The sequence below is a fragment of the Pseudomonas sp. FSL W7-0098 genome, from assembly GCF_005930585.1.
In the GTDB taxonomy this organism is placed as follows: Bacteria; Pseudomonadota; Gammaproteobacteria; order Pseudomonadales; family Pseudomonadaceae; genus Aquipseudomonas; species Aquipseudomonas bubulae.
Genome location: NZ_RXHW01000003.1, coordinates 180397 through 205359, shown reverse-complemented (window position 1 = coordinate 205359; position 24963 = coordinate 180397). Strand labels below are relative to the sequence as shown.

27 protein-coding genes are annotated in these 24963 nt (G+C 58.5%); 18 read left to right on the top strand and 9 right to left on the bottom strand.

The features are described from left to right. Positions 1–13: 13 nt before the first annotated feature. Both FHL07_RS06555 and prmB read right to left on the bottom strand, forming a co-directional pair. The gene (locus FHL07_RS06555; RefSeq protein WP_095032290.1) at positions 14–1894 is read right to left on the bottom strand and encodes a glycoside hydrolase family 3 protein; all 1881 of its coding nucleotides are present in this window, start codon (positions 1892–1894) and stop codon (positions 14–16) included. Between the two features lie 167 nt (positions 1895–2061). Beyond that, entirely contained in the window at positions 2062–2970 is a 909-nt protein-coding gene (gene prmB / locus FHL07_RS06550; RefSeq protein WP_095021341.1) for a 50S ribosomal protein L3 N(5)-glutamine methyltransferase, read from the bottom strand. Positions 2971–3242: 272 nt separating this feature from the next. Here prmB and FHL07_RS06545 point away from each other — a divergent pair, with 272 nt between their 5' ends. From FHL07_RS06545 to FHL07_RS06525, 5 genes are all read left to right on the top strand, one after another. Then, positions 3243–3833 (top strand): cysteine hydrolase family protein, encoded by a 591-nt coding sequence (locus tag FHL07_RS06545; RefSeq protein WP_095002045.1) that lies wholly within the window; start codon positions 3243–3245, stop codon positions 3831–3833. Between the two features lie 146 nt (positions 3834–3979). Next, positions 3980–4300 (top strand): hypothetical protein, encoded by a 321-nt coding sequence (locus FHL07_RS06540; RefSeq protein ID WP_095002046.1) that lies wholly within the window; start codon positions 3980–3982, stop codon positions 4298–4300. A 63-nt stretch (positions 4301–4363) separates the two neighbouring features. Then, the gene (locus FHL07_RS06535) at positions 4364–4921 is read left to right on the top strand and encodes a Smr/MutS family protein (RefSeq protein WP_095002047.1); all 558 of its coding nucleotides are present in this window, start codon (positions 4364–4366) and stop codon (positions 4919–4921) included. 77 nt (positions 4922–4998) lie between these two features. Continuing rightward, the gene (gene folE / locus FHL07_RS06530) at positions 4999–5544 is read left to right on the top strand and encodes a GTP cyclohydrolase I FolE (protein WP_003442011.1); all 546 of its coding nucleotides are present in this window, start codon (positions 4999–5001) and stop codon (positions 5542–5544) included. 101 nt (positions 5545–5645) lie between these two features. Continuing rightward, positions 5646–6017 carry a glutathione S-transferase N-terminal domain-containing protein gene (locus tag FHL07_RS06525; RefSeq protein WP_095002048.1) on the top strand — a complete coding sequence of 124 codons (372 nt, stop codon included), beginning with the start codon at positions 5646–5648 and terminating at the stop codon, positions 6015–6017. A 168-nt stretch (positions 6018–6185) separates the two neighbouring features. Here FHL07_RS06525 and FHL07_RS06520 read toward each other — a convergent pair whose 3' ends face one another. Together FHL07_RS06520 and FHL07_RS06515 are read right to left on the bottom strand one after the other, a co-directional pair. Beyond that, positions 6186–6788, bottom strand: a complete 603-nt coding sequence (locus FHL07_RS06520; RefSeq protein WP_138738222.1) for a glutathione S-transferase family protein — start codon at positions 6786–6788, stop codon at positions 6186–6188. Between the two features lie 10 nt (positions 6789–6798). Continuing rightward, positions 6799–7965: an aminotransferase-like domain-containing protein gene (locus FHL07_RS06515; RefSeq protein WP_138738221.1), complete on the bottom strand. Its 1167-nt coding sequence runs from the start codon at positions 7963–7965 to the stop codon at positions 6799–6801. Positions 7966–8047: 82 nt separating this feature from the next. Here FHL07_RS06515 and FHL07_RS06510 point away from each other — a divergent pair, with 82 nt between their 5' ends. The 3 genes from FHL07_RS06510 (at position 8048) to FHL07_RS06500 (ending at position 10812) form a co-directional block, all read left to right on the top strand. Continuing rightward, a complete protein-coding gene (locus FHL07_RS06510; protein ID WP_095002051.1) occupies positions 8048–8488 on the top strand; it encodes a MarR family winged helix-turn-helix transcriptional regulator in 441 nt (146 codons plus the stop codon). Between the two features lie 287 nt (positions 8489–8775). Then, positions 8776–10125 (top strand): NCS2 family permease, encoded by a 1350-nt coding sequence (locus FHL07_RS06505; RefSeq protein WP_138738220.1) that lies wholly within the window; start codon positions 8776–8778, stop codon positions 10123–10125. A gap of 60 nt (positions 10126–10185) precedes the next feature. Continuing rightward, complete coding sequence (locus FHL07_RS06500; protein ID WP_095019573.1) at positions 10186–10812, top strand: LysE family translocator; 627 nt, start codon at positions 10186–10188, stop codon at positions 10810–10812. A 236-nt stretch (positions 10813–11048) separates the two neighbouring features. Here FHL07_RS06500 and uraH read toward each other — a convergent pair whose 3' ends face one another. Then, complete coding sequence (gene uraH / locus FHL07_RS06495) at positions 11049–11402, bottom strand: hydroxyisourate hydrolase (RefSeq protein ID WP_095002054.1); 354 nt, start codon at positions 11400–11402, stop codon at positions 11049–11051. Between the two features lie 373 nt (positions 11403–11775). Here uraH and puuE point away from each other — a divergent pair, with 373 nt between their 5' ends. From puuE to FHL07_RS06455, 8 genes are all read left to right on the top strand, one after another. Continuing rightward, entirely contained in the window at positions 11776–12705 is a 930-nt protein-coding gene (gene puuE, locus FHL07_RS06490) for an allantoinase PuuE (RefSeq protein WP_138738219.1), read from the top strand. Then, positions 12702–13217, top strand: a complete 516-nt coding sequence (uraD, locus tag FHL07_RS06485) for a 2-oxo-4-hydroxy-4-carboxy-5-ureidoimidazoline decarboxylase (RefSeq protein WP_016781499.1) — start codon at positions 12702–12704, stop codon at positions 13215–13217. Before puuE ends, uraD begins: the two co-directional genes overlap by 4 nt. 61 nt (positions 13218–13278) lie before the next feature. Then, positions 13279–14274: an allantoicase gene (alc, locus tag FHL07_RS06480; RefSeq protein ID WP_138738218.1), complete on the top strand. Its 996-nt coding sequence runs from the start codon at positions 13279–13281 to the stop codon at positions 14272–14274. A 121-nt stretch (positions 14275–14395) separates the two neighbouring features. Next, positions 14396–14899, top strand: coding sequence for an ureidoglycolate lyase (locus FHL07_RS06475; protein WP_016781501.1), 504 nt, complete (start codon positions 14396–14398; stop codon positions 14897–14899). Between the two features lie 48 nt (positions 14900–14947). After that, positions 14948–16237 carry a urate hydroxylase PuuD gene (locus FHL07_RS06470; RefSeq protein ID WP_095002056.1) on the top strand — a complete coding sequence of 430 codons (1290 nt, stop codon included), beginning with the start codon at positions 14948–14950 and terminating at the stop codon, positions 16235–16237. Positions 16238–16321: 84 nt separating this feature from the next. After that, positions 16322–17686, top strand: a complete 1365-nt coding sequence (locus FHL07_RS06465; protein ID WP_095002057.1) for a nucleobase:cation symporter-2 family protein — start codon at positions 16322–16324, stop codon at positions 17684–17686. Between the two features lie 152 nt (positions 17687–17838). Continuing rightward, positions 17839–18624: an outer membrane protein OmpK gene (locus FHL07_RS06460; protein WP_095002058.1), complete on the top strand. Its 786-nt coding sequence runs from the start codon at positions 17839–17841 to the stop codon at positions 18622–18624. 359 nt (positions 18625–18983) lie between these two features. Beyond that, positions 18984–19769, top strand: coding sequence for an outer membrane protein OmpK (locus FHL07_RS06455; RefSeq protein WP_138738217.1), 786 nt, complete (start codon positions 18984–18986; stop codon positions 19767–19769). A 19-nt stretch (positions 19770–19788) separates the two neighbouring features. Here the strand turns inward: FHL07_RS06455 and FHL07_RS06450 are convergent, their stop codons facing one another. After that, positions 19789–20391 carry a TetR/AcrR family transcriptional regulator gene (locus tag FHL07_RS06450; RefSeq protein ID WP_095002060.1) on the bottom strand — a complete coding sequence of 201 codons (603 nt, stop codon included), beginning with the start codon at positions 20389–20391 and terminating at the stop codon, positions 19789–19791. A gap of 274 nt (positions 20392–20665) precedes the next feature. Here FHL07_RS06450 and FHL07_RS06445 point away from each other — a divergent pair, with 274 nt between their 5' ends. Continuing rightward, a complete protein-coding gene (locus tag FHL07_RS06445; protein WP_095019576.1) occupies positions 20666–21868 on the top strand; it encodes an MFS transporter in 1203 nt (400 codons plus the stop codon). On the opposite strand, the gene FHL07_RS06440 is transcribed toward FHL07_RS06445, so the two are convergent. Then, positions 21865–22806, bottom strand: coding sequence for a DUF808 domain-containing protein (locus FHL07_RS06440; RefSeq protein ID WP_095002062.1), 942 nt, complete (start codon positions 22804–22806; stop codon positions 21865–21867). The genes FHL07_RS06445 and FHL07_RS06440 overlap by 4 nt on opposite strands. Before the next feature lie 132 nt (positions 22807–22938). Here FHL07_RS06440 and FHL07_RS06435 point away from each other — a divergent pair, with 132 nt between their 5' ends. Then, positions 22939–23547 carry a TetR/AcrR family transcriptional regulator gene (locus FHL07_RS06435; RefSeq protein ID WP_095021338.1) on the top strand — a complete coding sequence of 203 codons (609 nt, stop codon included), beginning with the start codon at positions 22939–22941 and terminating at the stop codon, positions 23545–23547. A gap of 80 nt (positions 23548–23627) precedes the next feature. Here FHL07_RS06435 and FHL07_RS06430 read toward each other — a convergent pair whose 3' ends face one another. Beyond that, positions 23628–24086 carry an REP-associated tyrosine transposase gene (locus FHL07_RS06430; protein WP_095024370.1) on the bottom strand — a complete coding sequence of 153 codons (459 nt, stop codon included), beginning with the start codon at positions 24084–24086 and terminating at the stop codon, positions 23628–23630. 178 nt (positions 24087–24264) lie between these two features. After that, on the bottom strand, positions 24265–24705 hold the full coding sequence (locus FHL07_RS06425; RefSeq protein WP_095002064.1) for a GlcG/HbpS family heme-binding protein: 441 nt from the start codon (positions 24703–24705) through the stop codon (positions 24265–24267). Positions 24706–24963: the final 258 nt, after the last annotated feature.

Below are 24963 nucleotides of genomic sequence, written 5' to 3'. Positions count from 1 at the left end.
GGGTCACTATGGGTTACGGATAGCCAAGACCTGTTCCCCTGGGGTAGCGCAACGCCCCCGGCTGGCTGCCATCGGCCAGGGCAAAAATATCAACCGGCAAACGCCCCACGGGGACGCTCCGCCCCAGCATGACATCCACAGCAGCCGGCAAGGCTGGCCCCAGCAGACCTCGGTCATACCCCCTGGACGAGTAGGTCGCCAATGTGGCGCCGGCGATATCGTCAAATTCCACCACATCGTAGGGCGAGTTCATCGTCAGATGAATAGCCAGCTTGCCGCGGGACGTGGCGTATTCCATGGCACAGCGCAGCCATTGCAAACTGCTCTGCACGGTTGCTCCTGACAACAACTGATCGGCATGCGCATTTCGCACGACAGCACTGACACCGATTGAAGAGGTACCGAGAATCACCGTTTCTGCGGCGTTGATCGCCCGCTTTATCTCAACCCAGCCAACGCCTCTCAGCGCCTTGCCTGTCAACAGGAGCGCAGGATAGCCGGCCTCCTCGAACCTGCGGCGCAAGGCTTCGGCCTGCTCATTCCTCGGGGTCAGGATCAAGATCCGCGCGCACTGGTTCTTCAGAGGCAACGCGGCGCACTGATTACGAATCAATGTAATGGATTGCGCGGTAATACGTTGCTCGAGCGCACGATGTGCCGGGCTGCCAATTATATTCAACTCAGGTCGAGGCCTGGCGCCCTGCTCGGCGGTAATCCCGTTGCGCAACTTCATTCGCACAATCCGCAATACCGACTGATCCAGTTCCTGTCGATCAATATCGCCCGCCTCGACAGCCGCTACCACCTGATCAACCAACCCGGACAGGAGCCCGGCCTGGCGAGCGGTACGAAATTCAATGGGCATCAGGGCGATATCCACATCCGCCTGAAAAGCCTTTATCACGGCGTCGGCCTGACCGAAAAAACCGGCAATGGCCTTCATATCCATCGCATCCGTGATGCTCACGCCCTGAAAGCCAAGCTCACCCCGTAGAATATTGTGCTGAATTTTCCGCGACATGGTCGCAGGTGCAATAATCGGTTCACCGGTGCGCGTCTGAACCAGGGTGCTATCGAGCGCAGGATATTGAATATGGGCGGTCATGACCATTTCTGGCGCTTCACCCGCTTCAATGGCCAAACGATAGGGCGCCAGATCAATTGCCCAGGCATCTTCACGGGACTTGTTCACCACCGGCAGCCCGATATGCGAGTCCGTTTCCGTATCCCCATGCCCCGGGAAATGCTTGTACGCCGCGATCACGCCCTGTGCAGCCATACCTTGCATCATGCGTCGGGCCAACAGGCTGACCGTGCGTACATCATCACCAAAAGCGCGCACATTGATGACGGGGTTGAACGGGTTGCTGTTGACGTCCACCACTGGGGCAAAATTCAAGTTAAACCCCAGAGCCGCAATCTCGGCGGCCAACACCACACCCTGGTCATAAGCCATCCGCTCGTCACCACCGCCGTGCCAGGCCGCAGCCAATGCCATGTTGCCCGGGAAAACCGTGGCCGCCCTGCGCGGCAGGCGAAACACTGACCCCCCCTCCTCGTCCACCCCCAGCAACAGGCCGAGTTCACCCGCGACCGGGGGCACAGCGCGCAGATCATCCAGAAGGGTTCTGCCCTGCTCAAGCGAACTCAAATTGTTACCAAACAAAATCACCCCGCCAATGGCGTTGTTACGCAGGGCATCGCCCATGGCGGAATTGAACCGGGTGGTACTCAGGGTGCACGCTGGCTGGTCGTCAGGACACCAATAACGAAAGGCCACGAGCAACTTCTGCCCGATTTTTTCGCGCAGGGTCAAGCCCTCAAGGAGGCATCGGGCGCGCGTGTCGAGATCAGTGTCGCTGGGAGCCAAAGGAAACCGGGACGCTTGTGTCATGCTTTGATCCTCGTATACAAACCAATACGGGCATCAAGCAGGCAGCCACTTCAGGGAGATGCGTGCCAAAACCGCTTCGCTTGATGCCCAGCCGTTGTCGAATGTATCGAGTTGCGGACGAACAAAAAGCGAAGAGGTATTGCAGCGTTTGTAATGCTCTTGCCTGATCAGATTCGAGAAGCAAACAGCCCCTGATGGGCACGGCACTGTTCGGCGGTCAACATGAATACACCGTGCCCCCCGCGCTCAAAATCAAGCCAGGCGAAGTCGACTTCCGGGTACAGCGACTCAACGTGTATCTGGCTGTTGCCTACCTCAACGATCAGCAAGCCTTTTTCGGTCAGATGATCAGCCGCTTCGGCCAGCATCCGGCGTACCAGGTTCAGGCCGTCGTCACCGCAGGCCAGCCCCAATTCCGGCTCGTGCTGATACTCGGCCGGCATGTCGGCGAAATCTTCGGCATCCACATACGGCGGGTTGGACACAATCAGGTCGAAACGCTGCCCCGGCAAGCCATCAAAGCCGTCGCCCTGCACGGTGTAAACCCGTGCGTCGACACCGTGGCGCTCGATGTTCTGGTTGGCCACTTCAAGGGCCTCGAAGGACAGGTCGGCCAGCACCACTTCAGCGCTCTGGAACTCATAGGCACAGGCAATGCCGATACAGCCCGAACCGGTACACAGGTCAAGAATGCGCGCGGGCTCGGCAGCCAGCCACGGCTCAAAACGTTTTTCGATCAACTCGCCAATCGGCGAACGCGGGATCAGCACGCGCTCATCAACGATAAACGACATGCCGCAGAACCAGGCCTCACCCAACAGATAGGCCGTGGGCACGCGTTCTTCGATACGGCGCTTGAGCAGATGCTGCAGGTTCACCAGCTCATCGTCTTCAAGGCGGCAGTCGAGATAACTATCGGCAATTTCCCACGGCAGGTTCAGCGCACCCAACACCAATTGACGGGCTTCGTCCCAGGCATTGTCGGTACCATGACCAAAGAACAACTCTTCCCCATGAAAGTGGCTAACGGCCCAGCGAATATGGTCGCGCAGAGTGCGCAGGCGGGAAGTGATCAATGGTCTTACTCCTCAAAATCGATTGGCGATTCTAACAGCCAAACTCCGACGCGCCAAAGGTGGCCGGACGACTACACGTGACGGCGTTTCAAAAAGTAAGACCGTGTACAATAAAAAACTGAAATCGCTCCATTTTGTACATTTTATGGCTACAACATATTTGCTTGACATCGCTACAGGCCAGCAACCACAAGGCCTGCACGACTAGTCATTCACATAAACGCTCCGCCAGTGGAGAATGTCGCAAAAGCCCCATTCAAAGGAGCCCCCGAATGCCCGCTTTAAAGACGATGTTTCAACTCACAGGACGTGGCTATGCCGCAGCCAATCTAAGCAACGCCAGCCTGCTGATCATCGATGCGCAAAATGAGTACTTGAGCGGGCCATTGGCCCTTTCCGGCATGGACGCGGCCACCGCCAACATTGCCCGTCTGCTTGAAGCTGCCCGCAAGGCAAAGCGCCCGGTCATCCATATCCGTCACCTGGGCACCGTTGGCGGTATGTTCGACCCTCAGGGCGAGCGTGGCGCCTTCATCAAGGGCCTGGAACCACAGGGTGATGAGCAGATTATCGAGAAGCGCATGCCCAACGCATTCAACGACACCGGGCTGCAAAAGGCCCTGGAAAACCTCGGCTCGCTGGATGTGATCGTCTGCGGCTTCATGAGCCACTCCAGCGTCAGCACTACCGTGCGTGCGGCCAAGGACTACGGCTTGCGCTGCACCCTGGTGGAAGACGCCTGCGCCACCCGCGACCTGCCGACCGCGGACGGCATTATCAGCGCCGAGCAAGTGCAAAAAGCCGAAATGGCCATCATGAACGACAACTTTGCCACCCTGACGTTGACCCAAAACCTGATTTGATCTGAACCGGACGTTGACGGGCGGCCCCTGCAACCGCCCATCCCGGACCAGCTCCAGCCTGCGGGCGCTTTCCTATTTCACTACACTCAGGAACAACCTGACGAAGTCCCTGTCGAAGGGCCGATACCCTTTAAGGAAAGATCGGAATGAAGATCTCCGATGGTTTTGATGCTCGGCGTTTGCGCCCCAAGGCTCATCGCGACTGGCGCTCGCGCCTGGTACTGATGTTTGCAGCGCTGCTGGCACTGCTTGGCATGCTGTTGCTGTTGGCGGGTGCCGCCAGCCTGATTGGCCATCCAACGGCACTGGGCGAGCTCAATGCCAGCCCCGCAGGTGCAACACTGGTGTTGGTGTCCGGCCTGTTGGTGTGCTGGCTAGGGGTATGGATGTGGCGTCGACGCCGGCGCCTGATGCGCAAGCCATTTGGCCTGAACATGGCCCCGCACCTGATGAAAAAACACGACTGACGCATATCCGCCGCCCGATTGTCGTCGACTTGGGTAAACTGGCAGCCCTTCGCGGAGGCTGACATGCAAGACGACGATTTTTCCCTGTTCAAAAACGAGATTCGCGGTGTCAAACCGATCAAGCATGATCGTGCCGACACCGGCAAACCCAAGGCTGACCGTGCGCAGCTGGCCAAGTTGCGCCAGAACGCCATTGTGCGCACCAACGCGACCATCATCGACGGCCTGTCAGACCAGTTTGTGATTGATGTTGGCCCCGAGGACCAGCTGAGCTGGGCCCGTGACGGCGTGCAGGAAAGCCAGATGCGCAAGCTCAAGCTGGGGCAGATCGCCTTTGAAGGCAGCCTTGACCTGCACGGCATGACCGTTGAAAAGGCCCGCGAAACCCTTTGGGAATTCCTCGGTGAAGCCGTGCGCCTTGAAGTACGTTGCGTGCGCGTTACCCACGGCAAGGCCGTGCGTCTGGACGGCAAGCGCCCGATGATCAAAAGCCACGTCAACACCTGGCTGCGCCAGCACTCACAGGTACTGGGCTTCTGCTCCTGCCAGGCCAGGCATGGCGGCGCCGGCGCGGTCTATGTGATGCTCAAGCGCACCATGATGGAGGGGCGTGACGAGTAACAGCGTGTCATCACGCTTGCAGCGTCGTGTCAGCCCCCGTACCCTTACTCTTTGCGAAAAATCCCACAGGTAGATTAATGTCCCTGGAACAAAACTACACCGCGATCCTCGGTCAACTCGGCGAAGACGTTTCCCGTGAAGGCCTGCTGGATACGCCAAAGCGTGCCGCCAAGGCCATGCAGTACCTTTGCCGCGGCTATGAACAAACCCTGGAAGAAGTCACCAACGGTGCCTTGTTCAGCTCAGACAACAGCGAAATGGTGCTGGTCAAGGACATCGAGTTGTACTCGCTGTGCGAACACCACCTGCTGCCGTTTATCGGCAAGGCCCATGTCGCCTACATTCCGAGCGGCAAAGTGCTGGGCCTGTCGAAAGTGGCGCGTATTGTCGATATGTATGCCCGTCGCCTGCAGATCCAGGAAAATCTCAGTCGCCAGATCGCCGACGCCGTGATGCAAGTCACCGGCGCCCTGGGCGTGGCCGTTGTGATCGAGGCCAAGCACATGTGCATGATGATGCGCGGTGTCGAGAAGCAGAACTCGTCGATGATCACTTCGGTGATGCTGGGTGAGTTCCGCGAAAACGCCGCCACGCGCAGCGAGTTTCTCAGCCTGATCAAGTAACTGCGGCACAGAAAAAACCGGCGTTTATCGCCGGTTTTTTTTCGCCTGCACAATTTCAGGTAAGCTGCGTCCCTTCTTAATTTGCCCATGAGGCTTTTACTGTGTTTATCAAAGCGCTTCGCGTAGGCCTGGGTCAGCTCATCATCGCTGGCGATTTCGTGACACGTCCAAGCAAAAAGCAGCGCCCTGCCGCCGCTCAGGCGCAGGTCGACCAGGCTGCCAAGGGCCTGACCCTGTTTCAGTTCCACGCCTGCCCTTTCTGTGTAAAAACGCGCCGCACCCTGCGCCGCCTGAATGTGCCAGTGGCCCTGCGTGACGCGAAGAACAACGAGCAGGATCGCCAGACCCTGCTGGAGCAAGGGGGCAAGATCAAAGTACCTTGCCTGCGCATCGAAGAAGGCGGCAAAACCACCTGGATGTATGAGTCCAAGGTGATCATTGACTACCTGAACCAGCGCTTTGCCAACGTTTAAGGCCATCCCCCGGTCTACCCTCCCTGTGGGAGCGAGCCTGCTCGCGAACGACCTTCGCGAGCAGGCTCGCTCCCACAGTTGAAGTTTCCTTCAGACCTCGTCAGCGGCTACAGAATGTGCGCACAAAAAAACCGGCACTTGGCCGGTTTTTTTAAAGGGGCGATTTGCTCAATCGAGCATTCCCACATGCCGCGGATGGCTGGCCACCCGCGCCAGCCAGGCCTGAATACCCGGGTAGCCGCTCAGGTCAAACCCGCCCTGATGGGCCACATGGGTATAGGCATACAGCGTCACGTCGGCGATCGAGTATTGCTCACCCACCAGATACGGCGTGCGCGTGAGCTGTTGCTCCATCACGTCCAGCGCCTTGTAGCCACGCTTTTGCAGCTTGCGGTATTCCTCAAAGCGCTCTTCGGGTAGCCCCAGGTAAAACTGGATAAAGCGCGCCACCGCAATATAAGGCTCATGACTGTACTGCTCGAAAAACTGCCATTGCAGCACTTGCGTGCGCAAACGCGGTTCGGTCGGCAAAAACTCGCTGCCGTCGGCCAGGTAGTTGAGAATCGCGTTGGACTCCCACAGGCACGTACCGTCTTCCAGCTCCAGCACCGGCACTTTACCGTTGGGGTTTTTCGCCAGAAACTCCGGGGTCTCGGTTTCACCCTTGAGAATGTCCACGGCAAACCACTGATACTCAAGCCCCAGCAAATGCAGCATCAGCTTGATCTTGTAGCAGTTGCCCGAGTTGTAATCGCCATAAACCTTGAGCATTGCGCCTCCTTCAGGCCGCCTGGGCAGCCTGGGCCTGACGAATCACGTTGGCCAAACGCTTGAGGCCCTCATGCAGACGTGCCGGATCGATGTGGCTGAAGTTCAGGCGCAGGCTGCCCACGTTCTGGTCCGGGTTGGCGAAGAACGGCTCGCCAGGCATAAAGGCCACGTTCTGTTCCAGCGCAGGCTTGAGCAAAGTGCGGGTATCGAACGGTTGCTTGAGGGTCAGCCAGAAGAACAAACCGCCCTGGGGCACATGCCAGTCAGCCAGATCCGAGAAATGCTCTTCCAGCGCCAGCTGAAAACCGTCACGGCGCACGCGGTAGAAATCACGCAGTTCGGCCAGGTGATTACTCATTTTCTCGGTGCCGATCCACTGCAAGGCTTGCCACTGGCCAACGCGGTTGGTGTGCAGGTCAGCCGATTGCTTAAGGCGCAGCAAGTGCGGATACAGGTCAGGGCTGGCAATCAGGAAACCGACGCGCAGACCAGGCAACAGGGTCTTGGACACCGTGCCGGAATAGATCCAGCTGGCTTTTTTCAGGCGGCTGACAATCGGTGTGGCGCTGCCGCCGTCGAAGTTCAGCTCGCGGTACGGCTCGTCTTCGATCAGGGTCACGCCGAACTCGTCGAGCAAGGCAGCAACCGCGTCGCGCTTGGTTTCGCTGTAACGCACAGCAGACGGATTCTGGAACGTCGGGATCAAGTAGATGAACGCCGGGCTGTGTTTTTCCAGCTGCACGCGCAACGCAGCCAGATCAGGGCCATCAGCTTGCAGCGGAAACGTCAGGCATTCGGCACCGAACAATTGGAAGATTTGCAGCGCCGCCAGGTAGGTCGGTGCTTCGAGCATGATTTCGGTGCCCTTGTCGATATACAGCTTGGCTGCCAGATCAAGCGCCTGCTGCGAACCGCTCAACACCATCACCTGGCTGGCGTCGCAATCAACCCCCAGTGCGCGAGCCTCTGCAGCAAGTACTTCACGCAGTGCCGGCTCACCTTCGCTCATGCCGTATTGACCCATCGAGGCAGGCATATCGGTCCAGTCGACCTTGGGCAGCATGGCCTCGGCCGGTAGCCCGCCAGCGAAAGACATGACTTCCGGACGTTGGGCCGCAGCCAGAATTTCACGAATCAAGGAGCTTTTCAGGCGGGAAACACGTTCGGAGAAGGCCATACAGATCACCGGTAGCGGAAGTAATTGGAAATAAGTCAAACTGTTTGACCGAAACTACGCCGCGAACCCTAGATACGTCAATATGCTTGACCTTAAAAATCCGACCACTCAGCGCGCCGCCATGGAAGCCTTCTTCTTTGGCTATCAAGCATTTACCGCCAAAGCGGATGAAATGCTGGCACGTCGTGGGCTGAGTCGGGTGCATCAGCGTATTGTTTTTTTTATCGCCCACCACCCCGGTGTCAGCGTCAAGGAACTGCTGACCTTACTGGGCGTGAGCAAGCAGGCCCTGAATACGCCATTACGCCAGTTGATCGAGATGGCCCTGGTGCGCAGCGTCGCGCCCGAGACCGACAAGCGCAAACGCCTGCTGGAACTGACTGCCGACGGTGTGGCCTTCGAAAAGAGCCTGCGCCGCGAACAGGTCAAGCTGCTGCAAAGGGTATTTGCTCAGGCAGGTGAAGACGCGGTGAATGGCTGGCTGGCGGTCAATCATGCCCTGGGACAAAGCCGCCAGCTCTAGAGCAGGGTTCCTGTGGAAGGTGGCTTGTTCTGTAAGCGGGCTTGCCCGCGATGCAGGCGCCGCAGTACTCCAGTTGTACCGCAGCGATCCAATCGCGAGCAAACTCGCTCCCACAGAAAACAGACACCCACCCATCACTTTCTGATCACAATCTTAAAAACATTATTTGCTTTTTTTGTATACAAAAGCATAATTCACTTCGCCTGCATTTCTGACCCGAAAGTCAGAAAAATATCTCCCGCCACACCCAGTGCCCTTAAAAATAATAAAAGCCTGAGGAAATCACCGTGGACAGCCAAAAGTCAGAAATACCCGTTGTCGAACTTGCCACGCCCGCCGCCCGCAGCTGGCTGGAACGCCTGTTCAAACTGTCACTGCATGGCACCACGGTCAAAACCGAGCTGATTGCCGGGCTGACCACCTTCATCACCATGGCCTACATCATCTTCGTCAACCCCAACATCATGGCCGATGCTGGGATCGATCATGGTGCAGCCTTCGTCGCCACCTGCATTGCCGCCGCTCTCGGCAGCCTGTTGATGGGGCTTTACGCCAACTGGCCAGTAGGCCTGGCGCCAGGTATGGGACTGAATGCGTTTTTTACTTACACCGTGGTCGGAACCATGGGTTACAGCTGGGAAACAGCATTGGGTGCCGTGTTTGTCTCCGGTGTGCTGTTCCTGATTCTGACCCTGTCGCGGGTGCGTGAATGGCTGCTCAACAGCATTCCCGTCAGCTTGCGGTACGCGATGGGTGCCGGGGTGGGGTTGTTCCTGGGGATTATCGGCCTGAAAACCTCGGGCATTATCGTCGACAGCCCGGCCACCCTGATCAAGCTCAGTTCATTGCGCGACCCTGCCCCGCTGCTGGCAGCGGTGTGCTTTTTGATGATTGCGATTCTGAGCTATCACCGCGTCTTCGGCGCCATCCTGATCAGCATTATCGCCGTGACCCTCGCCGGCTGGGGCCTGGACCTGGTGCATTACAACGGCATCATGTCGGCACCGCCAAGCCTTGCACCGACCTGGATGGCCATGGACCTCAAGGGCGTTTTCAACATCAGCATGATCAGCGTGGTGCTGGCCTTTCTGTTTGTACACATGTTCGATACGGCCGGCACCCTGATGGGCGTGGCCCAGCGTGCCGGGCTGGTGAAGGCCGATGGCAGGATCGAAAACCTGTCCCGGGCCCTCAAGGCCGACAGCGCCTCCAGCGTGTTCGGTGCCGTGGTCGGCGTGCCACCCGTGACCAGCTACGTGGAAAGCGCCGCAGGCGTTGCGGCAGGCGGGCGTACCGGGCTTACTGCCGTCACCGTGGGCGTGTTGTTTGTGGCCGCCATGTTCTTTGCCCCTCTGGCTGGCATGATCCCCGCTTACGCCACGGCAGGCGCTCTGATTTATGTGGCCATGCTGATGATGGGCGGCATGCAGCACATCAACTGGGACGAACCCACTGACTGCATCCCGGCCATAGTGACCGTGATCATGATGCCTTTGACCTTCTCGGTCGCCGACGGGATAGCCCTGGGCTTTATCAGCTTTGTCGCACTCAAGGCAGGCACCGGCAAATACCGGGAAATTTCCGTCAGCCTGTGGGTGCTCTGCGCTATTTTCATCGCCAAGTTTATTTTCCTGTAAACCGGGCGGTATCAATCGGCCCCGCAATGACGCGGGGCCTTTGTTGTTTGGGAGGAAGTGATGAGTCTGGAAACCTGGCTGCTGTTCAGCAGCGCGGCATTGGTGGTAATCCTGATTCCAGGGCCGCTGTCGTTATTGATGATCAGCAACAGTCTGAACTACGGCTTGCGCCGTTCGTACCCGGCTTTTCTGGGAGGTGTATTTGCCTCGATCTGCCTGCTCAGCGCTTCGGCACTGGGTTTGGGCGCCTTGCTGCTGGCCTCGGAAAAACTCTTCAGCGCCCTGAAGATCGTGGGCGCGCTGTACCTGTTTTACCTGGCCTGGCAAAGCTGGAAACAATCGCGTCAGCCGGCCACCGTCACCAATGTGCCCGAAGCCGCACCAATACCGCGCTTTAGCGCCCTGTTTGGGCGCGCGTTCGTGCTGGGGGCCAGCAATCCTAAGGACATTCTGTTCTTTGCTGCCTTTTTGCCGCAGTTTCTCAACCCCGATCTACCGTTCCTCAACCAGTTACTGGTGATGATCGCCACCTGGACCGTGCTCGACCTGCTGTGCAAGCTGGCCTACGGCCTGGGTGCCCACGGTGCGGCGGGGTACCTGCGCAGCGGCAAGGGCCAGAGCTGGTTCAACCGGGTCAGTGCCGGGCTGTTCAGCGTGGCAGGCACGGCGTCGTTGTTGAGCCGCTGATTGCACACAAGCCCGTAGCAGCTGCCGAAGCAACGAGGCTGCGTTCGATTGCGAAGCAATCGTAAGACCTGAGTTCGCGATTTATCTGATGGACAGCGGATTCAGGTTCTACGACGGCTACGCCGCCGAACGCAGCCTCGTTGCTTCGGCAGCTGCTACGGACATGGCATTTAGACAGGCAAAAAAAAGCCCGCAGTGTGAGCGGGCAAATAACCACATGCGCAGATCGAAAACGATTAGCTACCGCGATAGGTCGAGTAGCTGTACGGCGAAATCAGTAGCGGTACATGGTAGTGATCCTGCTCGGCGCTGATCCCGAAACGCAGTACCACCACATCCAGAAACGCCGGCTCCGGCAATTTCACACCCCGTGCGCGGTAGTAATCACCGGCACTGAACTGCACCTGGTAAACCCCGGAACGGTAGGCCTCCCCCTCCAGCAACGGCGCGTCGCAACGGCCATCGCTGTTGGTCAGGGCTGTAGCGACCAACTCCAGCCCCGAACCTTCAACCCGATACAGCTCGACCTTGATCGAGCTGCCCGGGCAGCCGTGTGCGGCATCCAAAACGTGCGTAGTCAAACGTCCCATTGATTGTGCGACCTCCCGAGTCGTGAAAAAAACGGCTGCCGCCCTCTTTTGGCGCACCAAAAGGCTCGGCGAAGACACGATTAAGACATTTATCAAAAAAATTGTACACAATTAAAAATGACAATCTGCGCATCCCCCGACGCTACGGGGCCTGCACGGCATTAATCGTCAAAGCCGCAGTCCTCAGAGACCTTTCGACCATAAACTGACCAATCAGGCAGGTTTCTTGCAAGTACTCTTTCTGTACAAATCGTGGTAGAAATAGCAAAAATCAGGGTTACAAATAAAATGTAAAGTTGTATACAATCAGCTCATCGCAGTGACGCCAGGTCTGGCCAATCGACTGTTACCACGAACAATAAGGAAGACTGCAGTGAGCGCTGACTACCCACGCGACCTGATTGGTTACGGTCCAAACCCTCCACACCCGCATTGGCCGGGCAACGCCCGCATCGCCCTGTCTTTTGTTCTCAATTACGAAGAAGGCGGCGAGCGCAACATCCTGCACGGTGACAAGGAGTCTGAAGCCTTCCTGTCGGAAATGGTCTCAGCCCAACCATTGCAGGGCGAGCGCAACATGAGCATGGAGTCGCTGTACGAGTACGGCAGCCGTGCAGGCGTGTGGCGCATCCTCAAGCTGTTTCGCGAGTTCGATATTCCGCTCACGGTGTTTGCCGTGGCAATGGCCGCCCAGCGCCATCCGGATGTGATCCGCGCCATGGTCGAGGCCGGGCATGAGATCTGCAGCCACGGTTATCGCTGGATCGACTACCAGTACATGGATGAAGCGCAAGAGCGTGAACACATGCTCGAAGCCATCCGCATCCTCACCGAAATCAGCGGCGAACGCCCGCTGGGCTGGTACACCGGCCGCACCGGCCCCAACACCCGGCGCCTGGTGATGGAAGAAGGCGGCTTTTTGTACGACTGCGATACCTATGACGACGACCTGCCCTACTGGGAACCCAACAATCCCACCGGCAAACCGCATCTGGTGATCCCCTATACCCTGGATACCAATGACATGCGCTTTACCCAGGTGCAGGGCTTCAACACCGGCGAGCAATTTTTCCAGTACCTCAAGGATGCTTTCGATGTGCTGTACGCCGAAGGCGCAGAGTCGCCGAAGATGCTTTCCATCGGCCTGCATTGCCGCCTCATTGGCCGCCCTGCGCGCCTCGCCGCCCTCAAGCGTTTCATTGAGTACGCCAAGGGCCACGAACAGGTCTGGTTCACCCGCCGCGTGGACATTGCCCGCCACTGGCACGCCACCCACCCTTTTATTGCCGAGACCGCCAAATGAGCGCCTTCAAGACCCTCAAGCCTTCACAACTGAGCCGTGAAGCCTTCGTGGCGGCTTTTGCCGATATCTACGAACACTCGCCCTGGGTTGCCGAAAAGGCCTACGACCTGGGCCTGGACAGCAGCGTCGACCAGATCGAAACCCTGCACCAGCGCATGAGTGACATTTTGTTGAGCGCCGATCACGCCAGCCAGCTGGCATTGATCAACGCTCACCCGGACCTGGCCGGCAAAGCAGCCGTCCAGGGCCAACTGACCGAAGCCAGCACCAATGAACAGGCTGGCGCCGGTATTCACCAATGCACGGCCGAAGAGTTTCAACGCTTCACCGAGCTGAACGAGGCCTACAAAGCCAAGTTCAAGTTTCCCTTCATCATGGCGGTAAAAGGCAGCGACCGGCACCAGATCCTCGCCGCGTTCGAAACCCGCATCCATAACCCGGCAGACGTCGAGTTCAAGTGCGCGTTGGCAGAAATCAACAAGATCGCCCTGTTCCGATTACTCCAGCTCTAAGCCGAACCGGCACCCGCCGATGACGCATCTCCAGCCACTCATTTAAAGGCAGACAAGAAGAATGAAAGCTTACGCCGTACCTTTCGAGAAGTTCGTCAACCTGGCCGATGCCCGCCTGGGCACCAAAATCGTTTCGGTAACCGATGACTGGTTTGCCGACGCCAACCGCATGTTCCACCCGACCCCGGCCGTATGGAAGGAGGGCGTTTTCGATGACAACGGCAAGTGGATGGACGGCTGGGAGTCCCGCCGCAAGCGCTTCGAAGGCTATGACAGTGCCGTCATCCGTCTTGGCGTTCCGGGCTCGATCAAGGGTGTGGACATCGACACTTCATTCTTCACCGGCAACTTTCCACCATCGGCCTCGCTGGAAGCCTGCTTCCTGGCCTCGGGCGAACCGAATGAAAACACCCAGTGGGTGGAAGTACTGTCGGCCGTCGAGCTGCAGGGCAACAGCCATCACTACCACGAAATCAACAATGACCAGGCCTTCAGCCACCTGCGCTTCAACATTTTCCCGGATGGCGGCGTAGCGCGTCTGCGCGTGTACGGCGTGCCGTTCCGTGACTGGTCGGCAGTAGGCGACAACGAACAGGTCGATCTGGCCGCAGCTCTCAACGGTGGCCGCGCCCTCGCCTGCTCCGACGAACACTTCGGCCGCATGAGCAACATCCTCAACCCTGGCCGTGGCATCAATATGGGCGATGGCTGGGAAACTGCACGTCGTCGTACCCCGGGCAATGACTGGGTCATCGTCGCGCTGGGCCACCCGGGCGAGATCGAAAAAATCATCGTCGATACCCTGCACTTCAAGGGCAACTACCCGGACAGCTGCTCGATCCAGGGCGCGTACGTCAAGGGCGGTACCGACAGCCAGATCGAAACCCAGTCGCTGTTCTGGCGTGAACTGCTGCCGAGCCAAAAAATGGAAATGCACGCTGAACACACCTACAGCGAGCAACTGAAAAACCTCGGCCCGATCACCCACATTCGCCTCAACCTGTTCCCGGATGGTGGTGTAAGCCGCATCCGCGTATTGGGCAAAGTCGCCAAATAAGCGCTGCACCCATCGCAGGCAAGTCCGCTCCCACATTTGAAATGTATTCATCCTGTGGGAGCGGGGTTACCCGCGATAGCGACAAAACTGACACCACAGAAACCCGAATAAGAAGACCACCATGCGCACATTGATGATTGAACCTCTGACCAAAGAAGCCTTCGCCCCTTTCGGTGACGTGATTGAAACCGATGGCAGCGACCACTTCATGATCAATAACGGTTCGACCATGCGCTTTCACCGTCTGGCCGAGGTCGAAACGGCTACGCCAGAGGACAAGGCGATCATCAGCATTTTCCGCGCCGAGGCGCAGGACATGCCGTTCACCGTACGCATGCTGGAGCGCCATCCGCTGGGCAGCCAGGCTTTTATACCGCTGCTCGGCAACCCCTTTCTGATCGTGGTCGCGCCCGTTGGCGATGAACCTGTATCGGACCTGGTCCGCGCCTTTGTCAGTAATGGCAGGCAGGGCATCAATTACCATCGCGGCGTCTGGCACCACCCGGTGCTGACGATCGAAAAGCGGGATGACTTCCTGGTGGTTGATCGCAGTGGCAGCGGTAATAACTGCGATGAGCATTTCTTTAAAGAGGATCAGTTGCTGTTCCTCGCCCCCCACCAATAAGAGAAGGTCCAACACTCACAAAAGAGTGACGGGCAAGAGGTAAAGACTGTGGAAGCACATCTAATGGAATGGCTGAATCTGAGCGTGCGCTGGATTCATATGATTACCGGTGTGGCCTGGATTGGCGCGTCGTTTTATTTCGTCTGGCTGGAGAACAACCTTAACCGGGCCAACCCCAAGGATGGCCTTGCTGGCGATCTATGGGCGATTCACGGCGGCGGTATTTACCACCTCGAAAAATACAAACTGGCCCCACCCACCATGCCGGAAAACCTGCACTGGTTTAAATGGGAAGCCTATTTCACCTGGATGTCGGGCATCGCCCTGCTCTGTCTGGTGTTCTACTTCAACCCCGCGCTGTACCTGATTGCTCCAGGCAGCAGCATGAGCGGCCCTGAAGCGGTTGCCATCGGTATCGGCTCGCTGATTGCCGGCTGGTTCGTTTACGACTTTCTGTGCGACTCCGCCCTGGGCAAACGCCCGGCGTTGCTCGGTTTCGTCCTGTTTGTGCTGCTGGTTGCAGCAGCGTTCGGCCTGAGCAAAGTGTTCAGCGGGCGCGGTGCCTACCTGCACGTGGGCGCCATTATCGGCACCATCATGGTCGGTAACGTATTCCGCACCATCATGCCGGCACAACGTGCCCTGGTAGCCGCGATCAAGGAAGGCCGCAGCCCTGATCCGGCTCTGCCGGCCAAAGGCCTGCTGCGTTCGCGACACAACAACTACTTCACCTTGCCGGTGCTGTTCATCATGATCAGCAACCACTTCCCGAGCACCTATGGCAGCCAGTACAACTGGTTGATCCTGGCCGGGATTGCGGTGCTGGCAGTGCTGGTACGTCACTACTTCAACACCCGCCACGACAGCCACAAATATGCCTGGACCCTGCCGGTCGCAGCCCTGGGCATGATTTGCCTGGCTTACGTTACCGGTCCAAAGCCTGTGTCGACAGCGCCAGAAACCGCCAAGGTGATCAAGTACCAACCGCTGCCGGAAACCGCCCTGGGCGGCGTCAAGGCTGCAGATGCTCCGCCAGCGGCACCGGCACAGGCACCCGCGGCAGCGCCAGTGGCCACCGTCGATTTTGAACAAGTCCACAAGGTGATCCAGGAGCGCTGCACGGTCTGTCATTCCGCCACCCCCAGCAGCCCGTTGTTCAGTGCGGCTCCGGCAGGCGTGATGTTCGACACCGCGCAACAGATCCAGCTGATGGCCCCGCGCATTCAGGCTCAGGCCGTTGTCACGCCGATCATGCCGCTGGGCAACATCACGCAAATGACGCAACAGGAGCGCGACCTGGTCGGCGCCTGGATCAATGCAGGGGCACGGACCAACTGACGCACCGCCTTTGCGGTCGCAGCCCCGCTGCGGCCGCAAGAACACACCACTAGCTCACAACAATAAAAATGACCGAGGTGTTGCATGTCCGATTTAACCGAACCGCGCATACCCGCCGTGACCGCCCCGCCCCCGCTGGCGCGGCTACCCATGCTGCAACTGATCCTGGTCGGTTTGCAGCATGTGCTGCTGATGTATGGCGGCGCCGTGGCCGTGCCGCTGATCATCGGACAGGCTGCAGGCCTGAGTCGTGAAGAGATCGCGTTTCTGATCAACGCCGACCTGCTGGTGGCGGGTGTCGCTACCATCGTGCAGTCGATGGGTATCGGCCCCATGGGTATTCGCATGCCGGTCATGATGGGCGCCAGCTTTGCCGCCGTTGGCAGCATGGTGGCAATGGCCGGGATGCCGGGTATCGGCTTGACCGGGATCTTCGGCGCGACCATCGCCGCGGGCTTTTTCGGAATGATCATTGCGCCATTTATGTCCAAGGTGGTGCGCTTCTTTCCTCCCCTGGTCACCGGTACTGTCATTACGTCGATCGGCCTGTCGCTGTTCCCCGTTGCGGTCAACTGGGCCGGTGGCGGCAGTGCTGCGGCGCAATTCGGCTCGCCGGTGTACCTGGCCATCGCGGCTCTGGTGCTGGGCACCATCCTGCTGATCAACCGCTTTATGCGCGGCTTCTGGGTCAATGTGTCGGTCTTGATCGGCATGGCCCTGGGCTATGTGCTGTCAGGCGCCATCGGCATGGTCGACCTCTCCGGGCTGGACAATACGCCGTGGTTCCAGGTTGTCACCCCCTTGCACTTCGGCATGCCGGAGTTTCATTTGGCACCGATTCTTTCGATGTGCCTGGTGGTGGTGATCATTTTTGTCGAGTCCACCGGGATGTTCCTGGCGCTGGGCAAAATCACCGATCAGGAAGTCACCCCGCGCATGCTGCGTCGCGGTTTGCTGTGTGACGCAGGCGCTTCGTTTATCGCCGGTTTTTTCAACACCTTCACCCACTCCTCCTTCGCCCAGAACATTGGCCTGGTGCAAATGACCGGCGTGCGTTGCCGCTCGGTAACCATCATGGCCGGTATCTTCCTGATCACCCTCAGCCTGCTGCCGAAAGCGGCGTACCTGGTGGCCTCGATTCCGCCTGCAGTGTTGGGTGGCGCCGCCATTGCCATGTTCGGCATGGTCGCGGCAACCGGGATCAAGATCCTCCAGGAAGCCGACATCGCCGACCGCCGCAATCAGTTGCTGGTGGCCGTGAGCATCGGCATGGGCCTGATCCCGGTGGTGCGTCCTGAGTTTTTCGCCCACCTGCCACTGTGGATGGACCCCATCACCCACAGCGGTATCGCCATGGCCGCTGTCAGCGCGGTGTGCCTGAACCTGATGTTCAATGTGCTGGGCGGTTCCGAACGCGCAGCCATGAGCGGGCATGTGCACCAGCACTGAGCCCTGACCCTCACCCCAACCCTCTCCCCAAGGGAGAGGGGGCTGATCGGTGGTGTTCCTGAGCGCTCGCACGACCAATCCCCTCTCCCTCCGGGAGAGGGCTAGGGAGAGGGGCTCTCGCTTTACAAAAACAATAAAAAAGGGAGTTACCCATGAAGTGCAAACACTGGGGCGTCACGCTCGCAGGTGGACTTTTGGCTGCCAGCCAGACAATGGCCGGGGACCTGTTTTTATGGCAAACCAACAGCCTGACCTACCTGTACGGCAAGAACTTCGCGATCAACCCGTCGATCCAGCAAACCGTCACTTTCGAACATGCGGACAAATGGAAGTACGGCGACAACTTCCTGTTTGTCGACCGGATTTTCTACAACGGCAAAGAAGACCCCAACAAAGGCCCGCACACCTATTACGGCGAGTTCAGCCCGCGCCTGTCGTTCGGCAAGATCTTCGACCGCAAATTCGAATATGGCCCGATCAAGGATGTGCTGCTGGCCATGACCTATGAATATGGCGAAGGCGACAGCGAGGCCTACCTGATCGGCCCGGGCTTTGATCTGGCGGTACCGGGCTTCAACTACTTCACCCTCAACTTCTATCGCCGCCATACCGAGGGCCCACGCCCTGGCACCGGGGTCTGGCAGATCACTCCGTCGTTTTCCTACACCATCCCCCTGGGCCGCTCCAACGTGTTGATCGACGGCTATATGGACTGGGTGGTGGACAACGACCAGAACTCACGCGGCACCTACCACTCCAATCTGCACTTCAACCCACAGATCAAATATGACCTGGGCAAGGCCCTGAACCTGGGTGAAAAACAGCTCTATGTCGGGATTGAATACAGCTACTGGAAGGACAAGTACGGCATCGAAAGCAGCAGCCGTCTTGATACCAACCAGAACACCGCCAGTGCCCTGATCAAAGTCCACTTCTAAGCTCTAGACTGTGCATGCTCTGTTATTGCCCGCCCTGGGCTTTAACAGAGCGCTTGAGTGCACGCGCCAGAGCCCGTATCCTGCGCGCCCGCTTAAACGCGACGTTTTTAAAAGCTGACTTTAAAGCCAACTTTTGCCTTTATATCAAAGGTTTACGGCCTGCCTGCCGCCCCCTGCACTCAACTGCCAACGCGCAGTCGAGGGTTTATTCATGGCTATAAAACAGGTATGGCCCCGAACTTGCTAAAAGCACTGAAGCTGACCGTAAAGGCAACTTTTAAAACCATGAACCAAGGCGCCACAACAGAGCGCCACGTTCGCACTACTTGCACAACTTTCTATATTTTGGAGCTAACCGAATGAAGCGCACACTTACCGGCCTGATGCTTGCGGGGAGCATGCTGGGCGGGGCTCCGGCAGTCGCCGGCGACCTGCTGCAATGGCAAACCAACAGCCTGACTTACTTGTACGGCAAGGACTTCCAGGTCAATCCAAAAATTCAGCAGACCATGACCTTCGAGCATGCTGACAGCTGGAAGTACGGTGACAACTTCTTCTTCCTTGACCGTATCTTTTACAACGGCAAGAAAGACGGCAACGTCGGCCCGAACACCTACTACGGTGAATTCACCCCGCGTTTGTCGTTCGGCAAGATCTTCGACCAGAAGTTTGAATTCGGCCCGATCAAGGACGTATTGCTGGCCATGACTTACGAGTTTGGCGAAGGCGATACCGATGCCTACCTGATCGGTCCGGGTTTCGACCTGAACGTGCCGGGCTTTGACTACTTCCAGCTGAACTTCTACCAGCGCTTCCCGGAAGGCAGCCGCGCCGGCAAAGGTGTGTGGCAGATCACCCCGGTGTGGTCCTACACCCTGCCCCTGGGCAACTCCGATGTGCTGATCGACGGCTACATGGACTGGGTGGTCGACAACGACCAGAACTCACGCGGCACCTACCACGCCAACCTGCACTTCAACCCGCAGGTTAAATATGACCTGGGCAAGGCCCTGAGCTGGAGCGCCAAGCAACTGTATGTCGGTGTGGAATACGACTACTGGAAAAACAAGTACGGCATCGAAGACAGCGGCGCGTTCAAGACCAATCAGAACACCACCAGCCTGCTGATCAAGTACCACTTCTGATGCACGGGCCCGGGCCGCGTCAGCGCGGCTCAGGCACCCGCAGCAAACCGCGCAGCATCAGGTCCAGGCTGTCCAGCGCAGCGGCCAGACGCTGCGGCGGGTTGTCGGCCTCGGCAATCCAGAACGACGCATCCATCAGCCCGCCCTGAATCAGACGCGCCAGCGCCTCGGGATCGGTGCGCTGAATCACCTCGGTGTCCATCAGCCCCTGCAACATCGACGCCATCGACAGGCAGCACACCGACTGGGTGTTCTGCACATATTGCGAGCCCAGCACCGAAGGCGCATCGCGCAACAGAATGCGCTGTACCTCGACTTGCAGGGCCATCTCCAGATACAGCCGGCACTGATCCTTAAACCCTTGCCAATGGCTGTCCGCCTGCTCAAACACCTGCGCCAGCTGCGCATCCAGCTCGGCATCGATCTGCTGGGCCACGGCCTTGAACAAGCCTTTCTTGTCGCCAAAATGGTGGTACAACGCGCCACGCGTCAGCCCGACCGAAGCCGTCAATTCGTCCATCGATGTCCGGGCATAGCCCACCGTACTGAATGCCAGGCGAGCCGCCTCAAGCAGCTTGCCACGGGTTTCTTCGATCATTTGCGACCGCGCTTTGGGCGCCATGCCTGTCACCTTTATTTTTGGATACGCGACGTATGTTAATTGACATACGCTGTGTATGCGTATATTTCTACATACGCCGCGTATGTCATGCTCGGCAATCACACATTCCCGTAGCAGCTGCCGAAGGCTGCGTTCGGTTGCGAAGCAACCGTAAAAACAGTAGATGCGGTTCTCCTGAAAGTCCGCATTCAATGGTTTGACGACGACTGCGTCGCCGAACGCAGCCTTCGGCAGCGGCTACGAAAGCAATCCCCAACACTGTTCCGGAGCTTGTATGGCCAACCCCTATCGCGAGATTTTCAGCGCCCCCGGCACCAAGGCTTTCAGCGGTGCGGGCCTGATCGCGCGGATGCCGATCTCAATGGTCGGCATCGGCATCATCACCATGCTGGCGCAACTGCAAGGTTCCTATTGGCTGGCCGGTGGCGTAGCCGCCACCTTTGCCCTGGCCACAGCCCTGCTGGCTCCGCAGATTTCACGCTGGGTCGACCGCTACGGCCAGAGCCGCATCCTGCCCGGTGTCACCGCCATTGGCGTCAGCGCCCTGCTGGCCTTGCTGCTGTGCAGTCATTTTGGCGCGCCGGACTGGACGCTGTTTGTGTTCGCCGCCCTGTCGGGCTGCATGCCGAGCATGTCGGCAATGGTGCGGGCACGCTGGACCGAGCTGTATCGCGGCTCGCCCAAACTGCATACGGCGTTCTCGTTCGAGTCGGTACTCGATGAAGTGAGCTTTATTATCGGCCCGCCGATTTCCGTGGGCCTGAGTGTGGCGCTGTTCCCCCAGGCCGGACCACTGGCGGCAGCCATCCTGCTGGCCATCGGCGTCAGCGTGTTTGTGCTGCAACGCAGCACCGAACCACCGGTACACCCGCGTAGCAGCGAGCACCAGGGCACAGTCTTACGCCAGGGCGCCGTGGTGGTTTTGCTGTTGGCCCTGCTTGGGCTGGGCACGATTGTGGGTACGGTGGATGTGGTTAGCGTGGCCTTTGCCCAGCATCAGGGCCAACCGGCTGCCGCAAGCATTGTATTGTCGATGTACGCCTTGGGATCGTGCGCTGCCGGGCTGGTGTTCGGCATGCTCAAGTTGAACATGCCGCTGCCCAGGCTGTTTGTGCTCGGCGCCCTGGCCACCTCCATCACCATGGTGCCGCTGCTGTGGGCCGACAGCATCGCCACCCTGGCCGTGGGCATGCTGATCGCCGGGCTGTTTTTTGCCCCCACCCTGATCACCGCCATGGGCCTGGTGGAAAACATTGTCCCACCCGCCAAGCTGACTGAAGGCCTGACCTGGATGATCACCGGTCTGGGCATGGGCGTGGCCCTCGGTGCGGTACTCGGCGGCTGGGTGGTGGACGCGTACGGCGCCCAGGCCGGTTTTAGCGTGTCGCTGGCCGCCGGCGGCGTCATGCTGCTGTTCGCGGTGCTGGGCTATCGATTGCTGCAGGACAGTACCCTGCCCCGTGCCATCGCGGCCTAGGACTTGATGGCCCGCCAGACCTTGCTCGCGACAGACACCACGGCCAACACCACCGCGCCGGCAATAATGCCGGCCACGGCGTTGAGCAGGGTCGGCACAATCACCGACACCACACCCAGCCATTGCGTGCTGCCTTGCGCAACGCCTTCAACCCAATGATGCAACGGCGGTACACCGTGGGTCAGGATACCGCCGCCGACCATGAACATTGCCGCCGTGCCGATCACGGTCAGACTTTTCATCATGTACGGGGCTGCGCTCAACACACCACGGCCAAAGCTGCGCTGGAACCGCGGCCAGGCGCCGTCGCCGGTCTTCTTGCTCAGGTACAGGCCACCATCGTCGAGTTTGACGATGCCACCCACCACGCCATATACCCCGACTGTCATCACGATGGCGATACCCGACAACACCACCACCTGCTGCATCAGCGGTGAGTCGGAGACGATGCCCAGGGTGATGGCAATGATTTCGGCGGACAGGATAAAGTCCGTACGAACGGCGCCCTTGACCTTATCCTTTTCAAACGCCGCCAGATCGACTTCAGCACCGGCCAGCGACTCCTGCAAGGCCTGGCGCTGGCTCTGGGCATCGGCCTTGCTGTGGGTGAAACTGTGGGCGACCTTTTCGAAACCCTCGAAACACAGATAAGCCCCACCCACCATCAACAGCGGCGTCACCGCCCAGGGCGCAAAGGCACTGATGGCCAGCGCTGCCGGTACCAGAATCGCCTTGTTGCGAAACGAACCCTTGGCCACGGCCCACACCACCGGCAACTCCCGGTCGGCACGCACGCCCGATACCTGCTGGGCGTTGAGCGCAAGGTCATCGCCCAGCACACCGGCGGTTTTTTTGGCGGCCACTTTGGTCATCAGAGCGACGTCATCGAGCACGGCGGCGATATCATCGAGCAACATCAGCAAGCTACTGCCAGCCATAGAAAAACGTCCTGAGAGATGGAATGGACACAAGCATAGCGCGTGCCGCGCGCAAAGCGGCAATCTTGAGCCACTTGCAAGCCCGGTGCTACCATGCCCGACCGCCCCAGCAGGCAAGGACATATCGGGTTTATGAGCAGTATCCGCGAGCGTAACAAAGAACTGATTTTGCGTGCCGCCAGCGAAGAATTCGCTGACAAGGGTTTCGCCGCCAGCAAAACCAGCGATATCGCGGCCAAGGCCGGCGTGCCCAAGCCCAATGTCTACTACTACTTCAAATCCAAGGAAAACCTCTATCGCGAGGTGCTTGAAAGCATTATCGACCCGATCCTGCGGGCTTCGACGCCGTTCAACGCCGATGGCGAGCCGAATACGGTATTGAGCAATTACATCCGCTCAAAAATCGTGATTTCCCGTGACCTGCCCTTTGCCTCGAAAGTGTTCGCCAGCGAAATCATGCATGGCGCCCCGCACTTGAGTGAGAAACAGGTAGAGCTGTTGAATGCCCAGGCCCAACACAACATCGCCTGCATCCAGACCTGGATCGACCGCGGCCAGATTGCCGCCATCGACCCGCACCACCTGATGTTCAGCATCTGGGCGGCAACCCAGACCTACGCCGACTTCGACTGGCAGATCTCGGCCATCACCGGCAAGACCAAGCTTGAAGACAGCGACTACGAAGCGGCAACCCAAACCATTATCCGGTTGGTGCTGAAGGGCTGCGAACCGGACCGATAAACCACGCTGGGACCTTCGCGAGCAGGCTCGCTCCCACCCTGCGCACAATCTGTGGGAGCGAGCCTGCTCGCGAAGCCCTTTCAAACCCAGATTGCATCCCACAGGGGATAGTCACCGAGCTTCTCGACCAGTCGTGCCCGCAACGGATTGGCGACAACATAACGAGCAACATTCACCAGATCCTCTTCTCGCCTTAATGCCCGGTCATGGAAGCCATTTTGCCAAAGGCTGATTTTGCGATCAGTTGATCGCCTGACAGCCTGGGTACTCAAAGACTTGGTTCGTTGCATCAAGCTACCGAGCGTCCCACGGTGTAATTCGATCAACCAATGAACGTGATCTGGCATGACGACCCAGGCCAACGAGTCTGCAAAACCCTGGTCTTGGGCAGCGCGAAATTGTGCGACGACTAATCGTCCCAAGGTAAAGTCTTTAAAGATGGGCTCTCTGCAGAGCGTGTTGGTGCTCAACAGGTAAATTCGATTTGGCTCGGAACAGCGGCCGATACGCAGGCGGTGTGAAGCAGCTAAAGACGGCATTCCTTTGCCTTTTCATAGATGAGTAATGAAAAGGCTAGCCCTGAAAGAACAATGAGGACGGGGCGTTTTTTAGCTGAATGTGTCTCAACAATGCCTTCGCGAGCAGGCTCGCTCCCACCCTGCGCACAATCTGTGGGAGCGAGCCTGCTCGCGAAGGCGGTCAATCACTCAGCCCAAATCAGACCGCCACCCCCGCATCCGCCCGCAGGCCCAGCGCTTCTACCGCGCTGATCGCGCATTGCTCGTCGATATCCGACGTATCGCCGCTGATACCAACAGCACCGATTACCTGCCCCGCCTCATCACGAATCAATACCCCACCCGGCGCAGGCACCACGTCACTTTGCCCCATGCCATTAAGCGCCGCGAAGAACGCCGGGCGCTGTTGCGCGTCCAGTGCCAGCAGACGCGAGCCCTTGCCTAAGGCAATCGCGCCCCAGGCTTTGCCAATCGCAATGCTGGGGCGCAGCAGGCTGGCGCCGTCTTCGCGCTGCAACGCCAGCAAATGCCCGCCACTGTCGAGCACCACTACCGTCAGCGGCGCAGCACTGATCTGACGCCCGACGCTCAAGGCCTGAGCGGTCAGTTCTAAAGCGACTTTCAAGGTTAAAGCACTCATGGTTGCCATCCTTATCTTGTTATGGAAAGCCTTCGGCGCACCTCGAGAGGCGCACTCAATAACACCAATAGAACACAATACAAATCTATTTTGTATACAATTTTTCAGCAATCAAAAAAACAAAACCCAGCGAACAAGCCTGAATACAAGGCTTGCTTGTGATCAACCATCGAATCGATAAAAGCCATTGACCTGCACAGCGGAGGATGAATACACTCACTCAACAGCCACTTGTATACAATTACAAAACGTAAGAGG

Bases quoted from the DNA above. Each gene is read 5' to 3' on its own strand.
- FHL07_RS06555 (WP_095032290.1), bottom strand. From the start codon at position 1,894: ATGACACAAGCGTCCCGGTTTCCTTTGGCTCCCAGCGACACTGATCTC.
- FHL07_RS06545 (WP_095002045.1), top strand. From the start codon at position 3,243: ATGCCCGCTTTAAAGACGATGTTTCAACTCACAGGACGTGGCTATGCC.
- FHL07_RS06540 (WP_095002046.1), top strand. From the start codon at position 3,980: ATGAAGATCTCCGATGGTTTTGATGCTCGGCGTTTGCGCCCCAAGGCT.
- FHL07_RS06535 (WP_095002047.1), top strand. From the start codon at position 4,364: ATGCAAGACGACGATTTTTCCCTGTTCAAAAACGAGATTCGCGGTGTC.
- folE (WP_003442011.1), top strand. From the start codon at position 4,999: ATGTCCCTGGAACAAAACTACACCGCGATCCTCGGTCAACTCGGCGAA.
- FHL07_RS06520 (WP_138738222.1), bottom strand. From the start codon at position 6,788: ATGCTCAAGGTTTATGGCGATTACAACTCGGGCAACTGCTACAAGATC.
- FHL07_RS06515 (WP_138738221.1), bottom strand. From the start codon at position 7,965: ATGGCCTTCTCCGAACGTGTTTCCCGCCTGAAAAGCTCCTTGATTCGT.
- FHL07_RS06510 (WP_095002051.1), top strand. From the start codon at position 8,048: ATGCTTGACCTTAAAAATCCGACCACTCAGCGCGCCGCCATGGAAGCC.
- FHL07_RS06500 (WP_095019573.1), top strand. From the start codon at position 10,186: ATGAGTCTGGAAACCTGGCTGCTGTTCAGCAGCGCGGCATTGGTGGTA.
- uraH (WP_095002054.1), bottom strand. From the start codon at position 11,402: ATGGGACGTTTGACTACGCACGTTTTGGATGCCGCACACGGCTGCCCG.
- uraD (WP_016781499.1), top strand. From the start codon at position 12,702: ATGAGCGCCTTCAAGACCCTCAAGCCTTCACAACTGAGCCGTGAAGCC.
- alc (WP_138738218.1), top strand. From the start codon at position 13,279: ATGAAAGCTTACGCCGTACCTTTCGAGAAGTTCGTCAACCTGGCCGAT.
- FHL07_RS06475 (WP_016781501.1), top strand. From the start codon at position 14,396: ATGCGCACATTGATGATTGAACCTCTGACCAAAGAAGCCTTCGCCCCT.
- FHL07_RS06465 (WP_095002057.1), top strand. From the start codon at position 16,322: ATGTCCGATTTAACCGAACCGCGCATACCCGCCGTGACCGCCCCGCCC.
- FHL07_RS06460 (WP_095002058.1), top strand. From the start codon at position 17,839: ATGAAGTGCAAACACTGGGGCGTCACGCTCGCAGGTGGACTTTTGGCT.
- FHL07_RS06455 (WP_138738217.1), top strand. From the start codon at position 18,984: ATGAAGCGCACACTTACCGGCCTGATGCTTGCGGGGAGCATGCTGGGC.
- FHL07_RS06450 (WP_095002060.1), bottom strand. From the start codon at position 20,391: ATGGCGCCCAAAGCGCGGTCGCAAATGATCGAAGAAACCCGTGGCAAG.
- FHL07_RS06445 (WP_095019576.1), top strand. From the start codon at position 20,666: ATGGCCAACCCCTATCGCGAGATTTTCAGCGCCCCCGGCACCAAGGCT.
- FHL07_RS06440 (WP_095002062.1), bottom strand. From the start codon at position 22,806: ATGGCTGGCAGTAGCTTGCTGATGTTGCTCGATGATATCGCCGCCGTG.
- FHL07_RS06435 (WP_095021338.1), top strand. From the start codon at position 22,939: ATGAGCAGTATCCGCGAGCGTAACAAAGAACTGATTTTGCGTGCCGCC.
- FHL07_RS06430 (WP_095024370.1), bottom strand. From the start codon at position 24,086: ATGCCGTCTTTAGCTGCTTCACACCGCCTGCGTATCGGCCGCTGTTCC.
- FHL07_RS06425 (WP_095002064.1), bottom strand. From the start codon at position 24,705: ATGAGTGCTTTAACCTTGAAAGTCGCTTTAGAACTGACCGCTCAGGCC.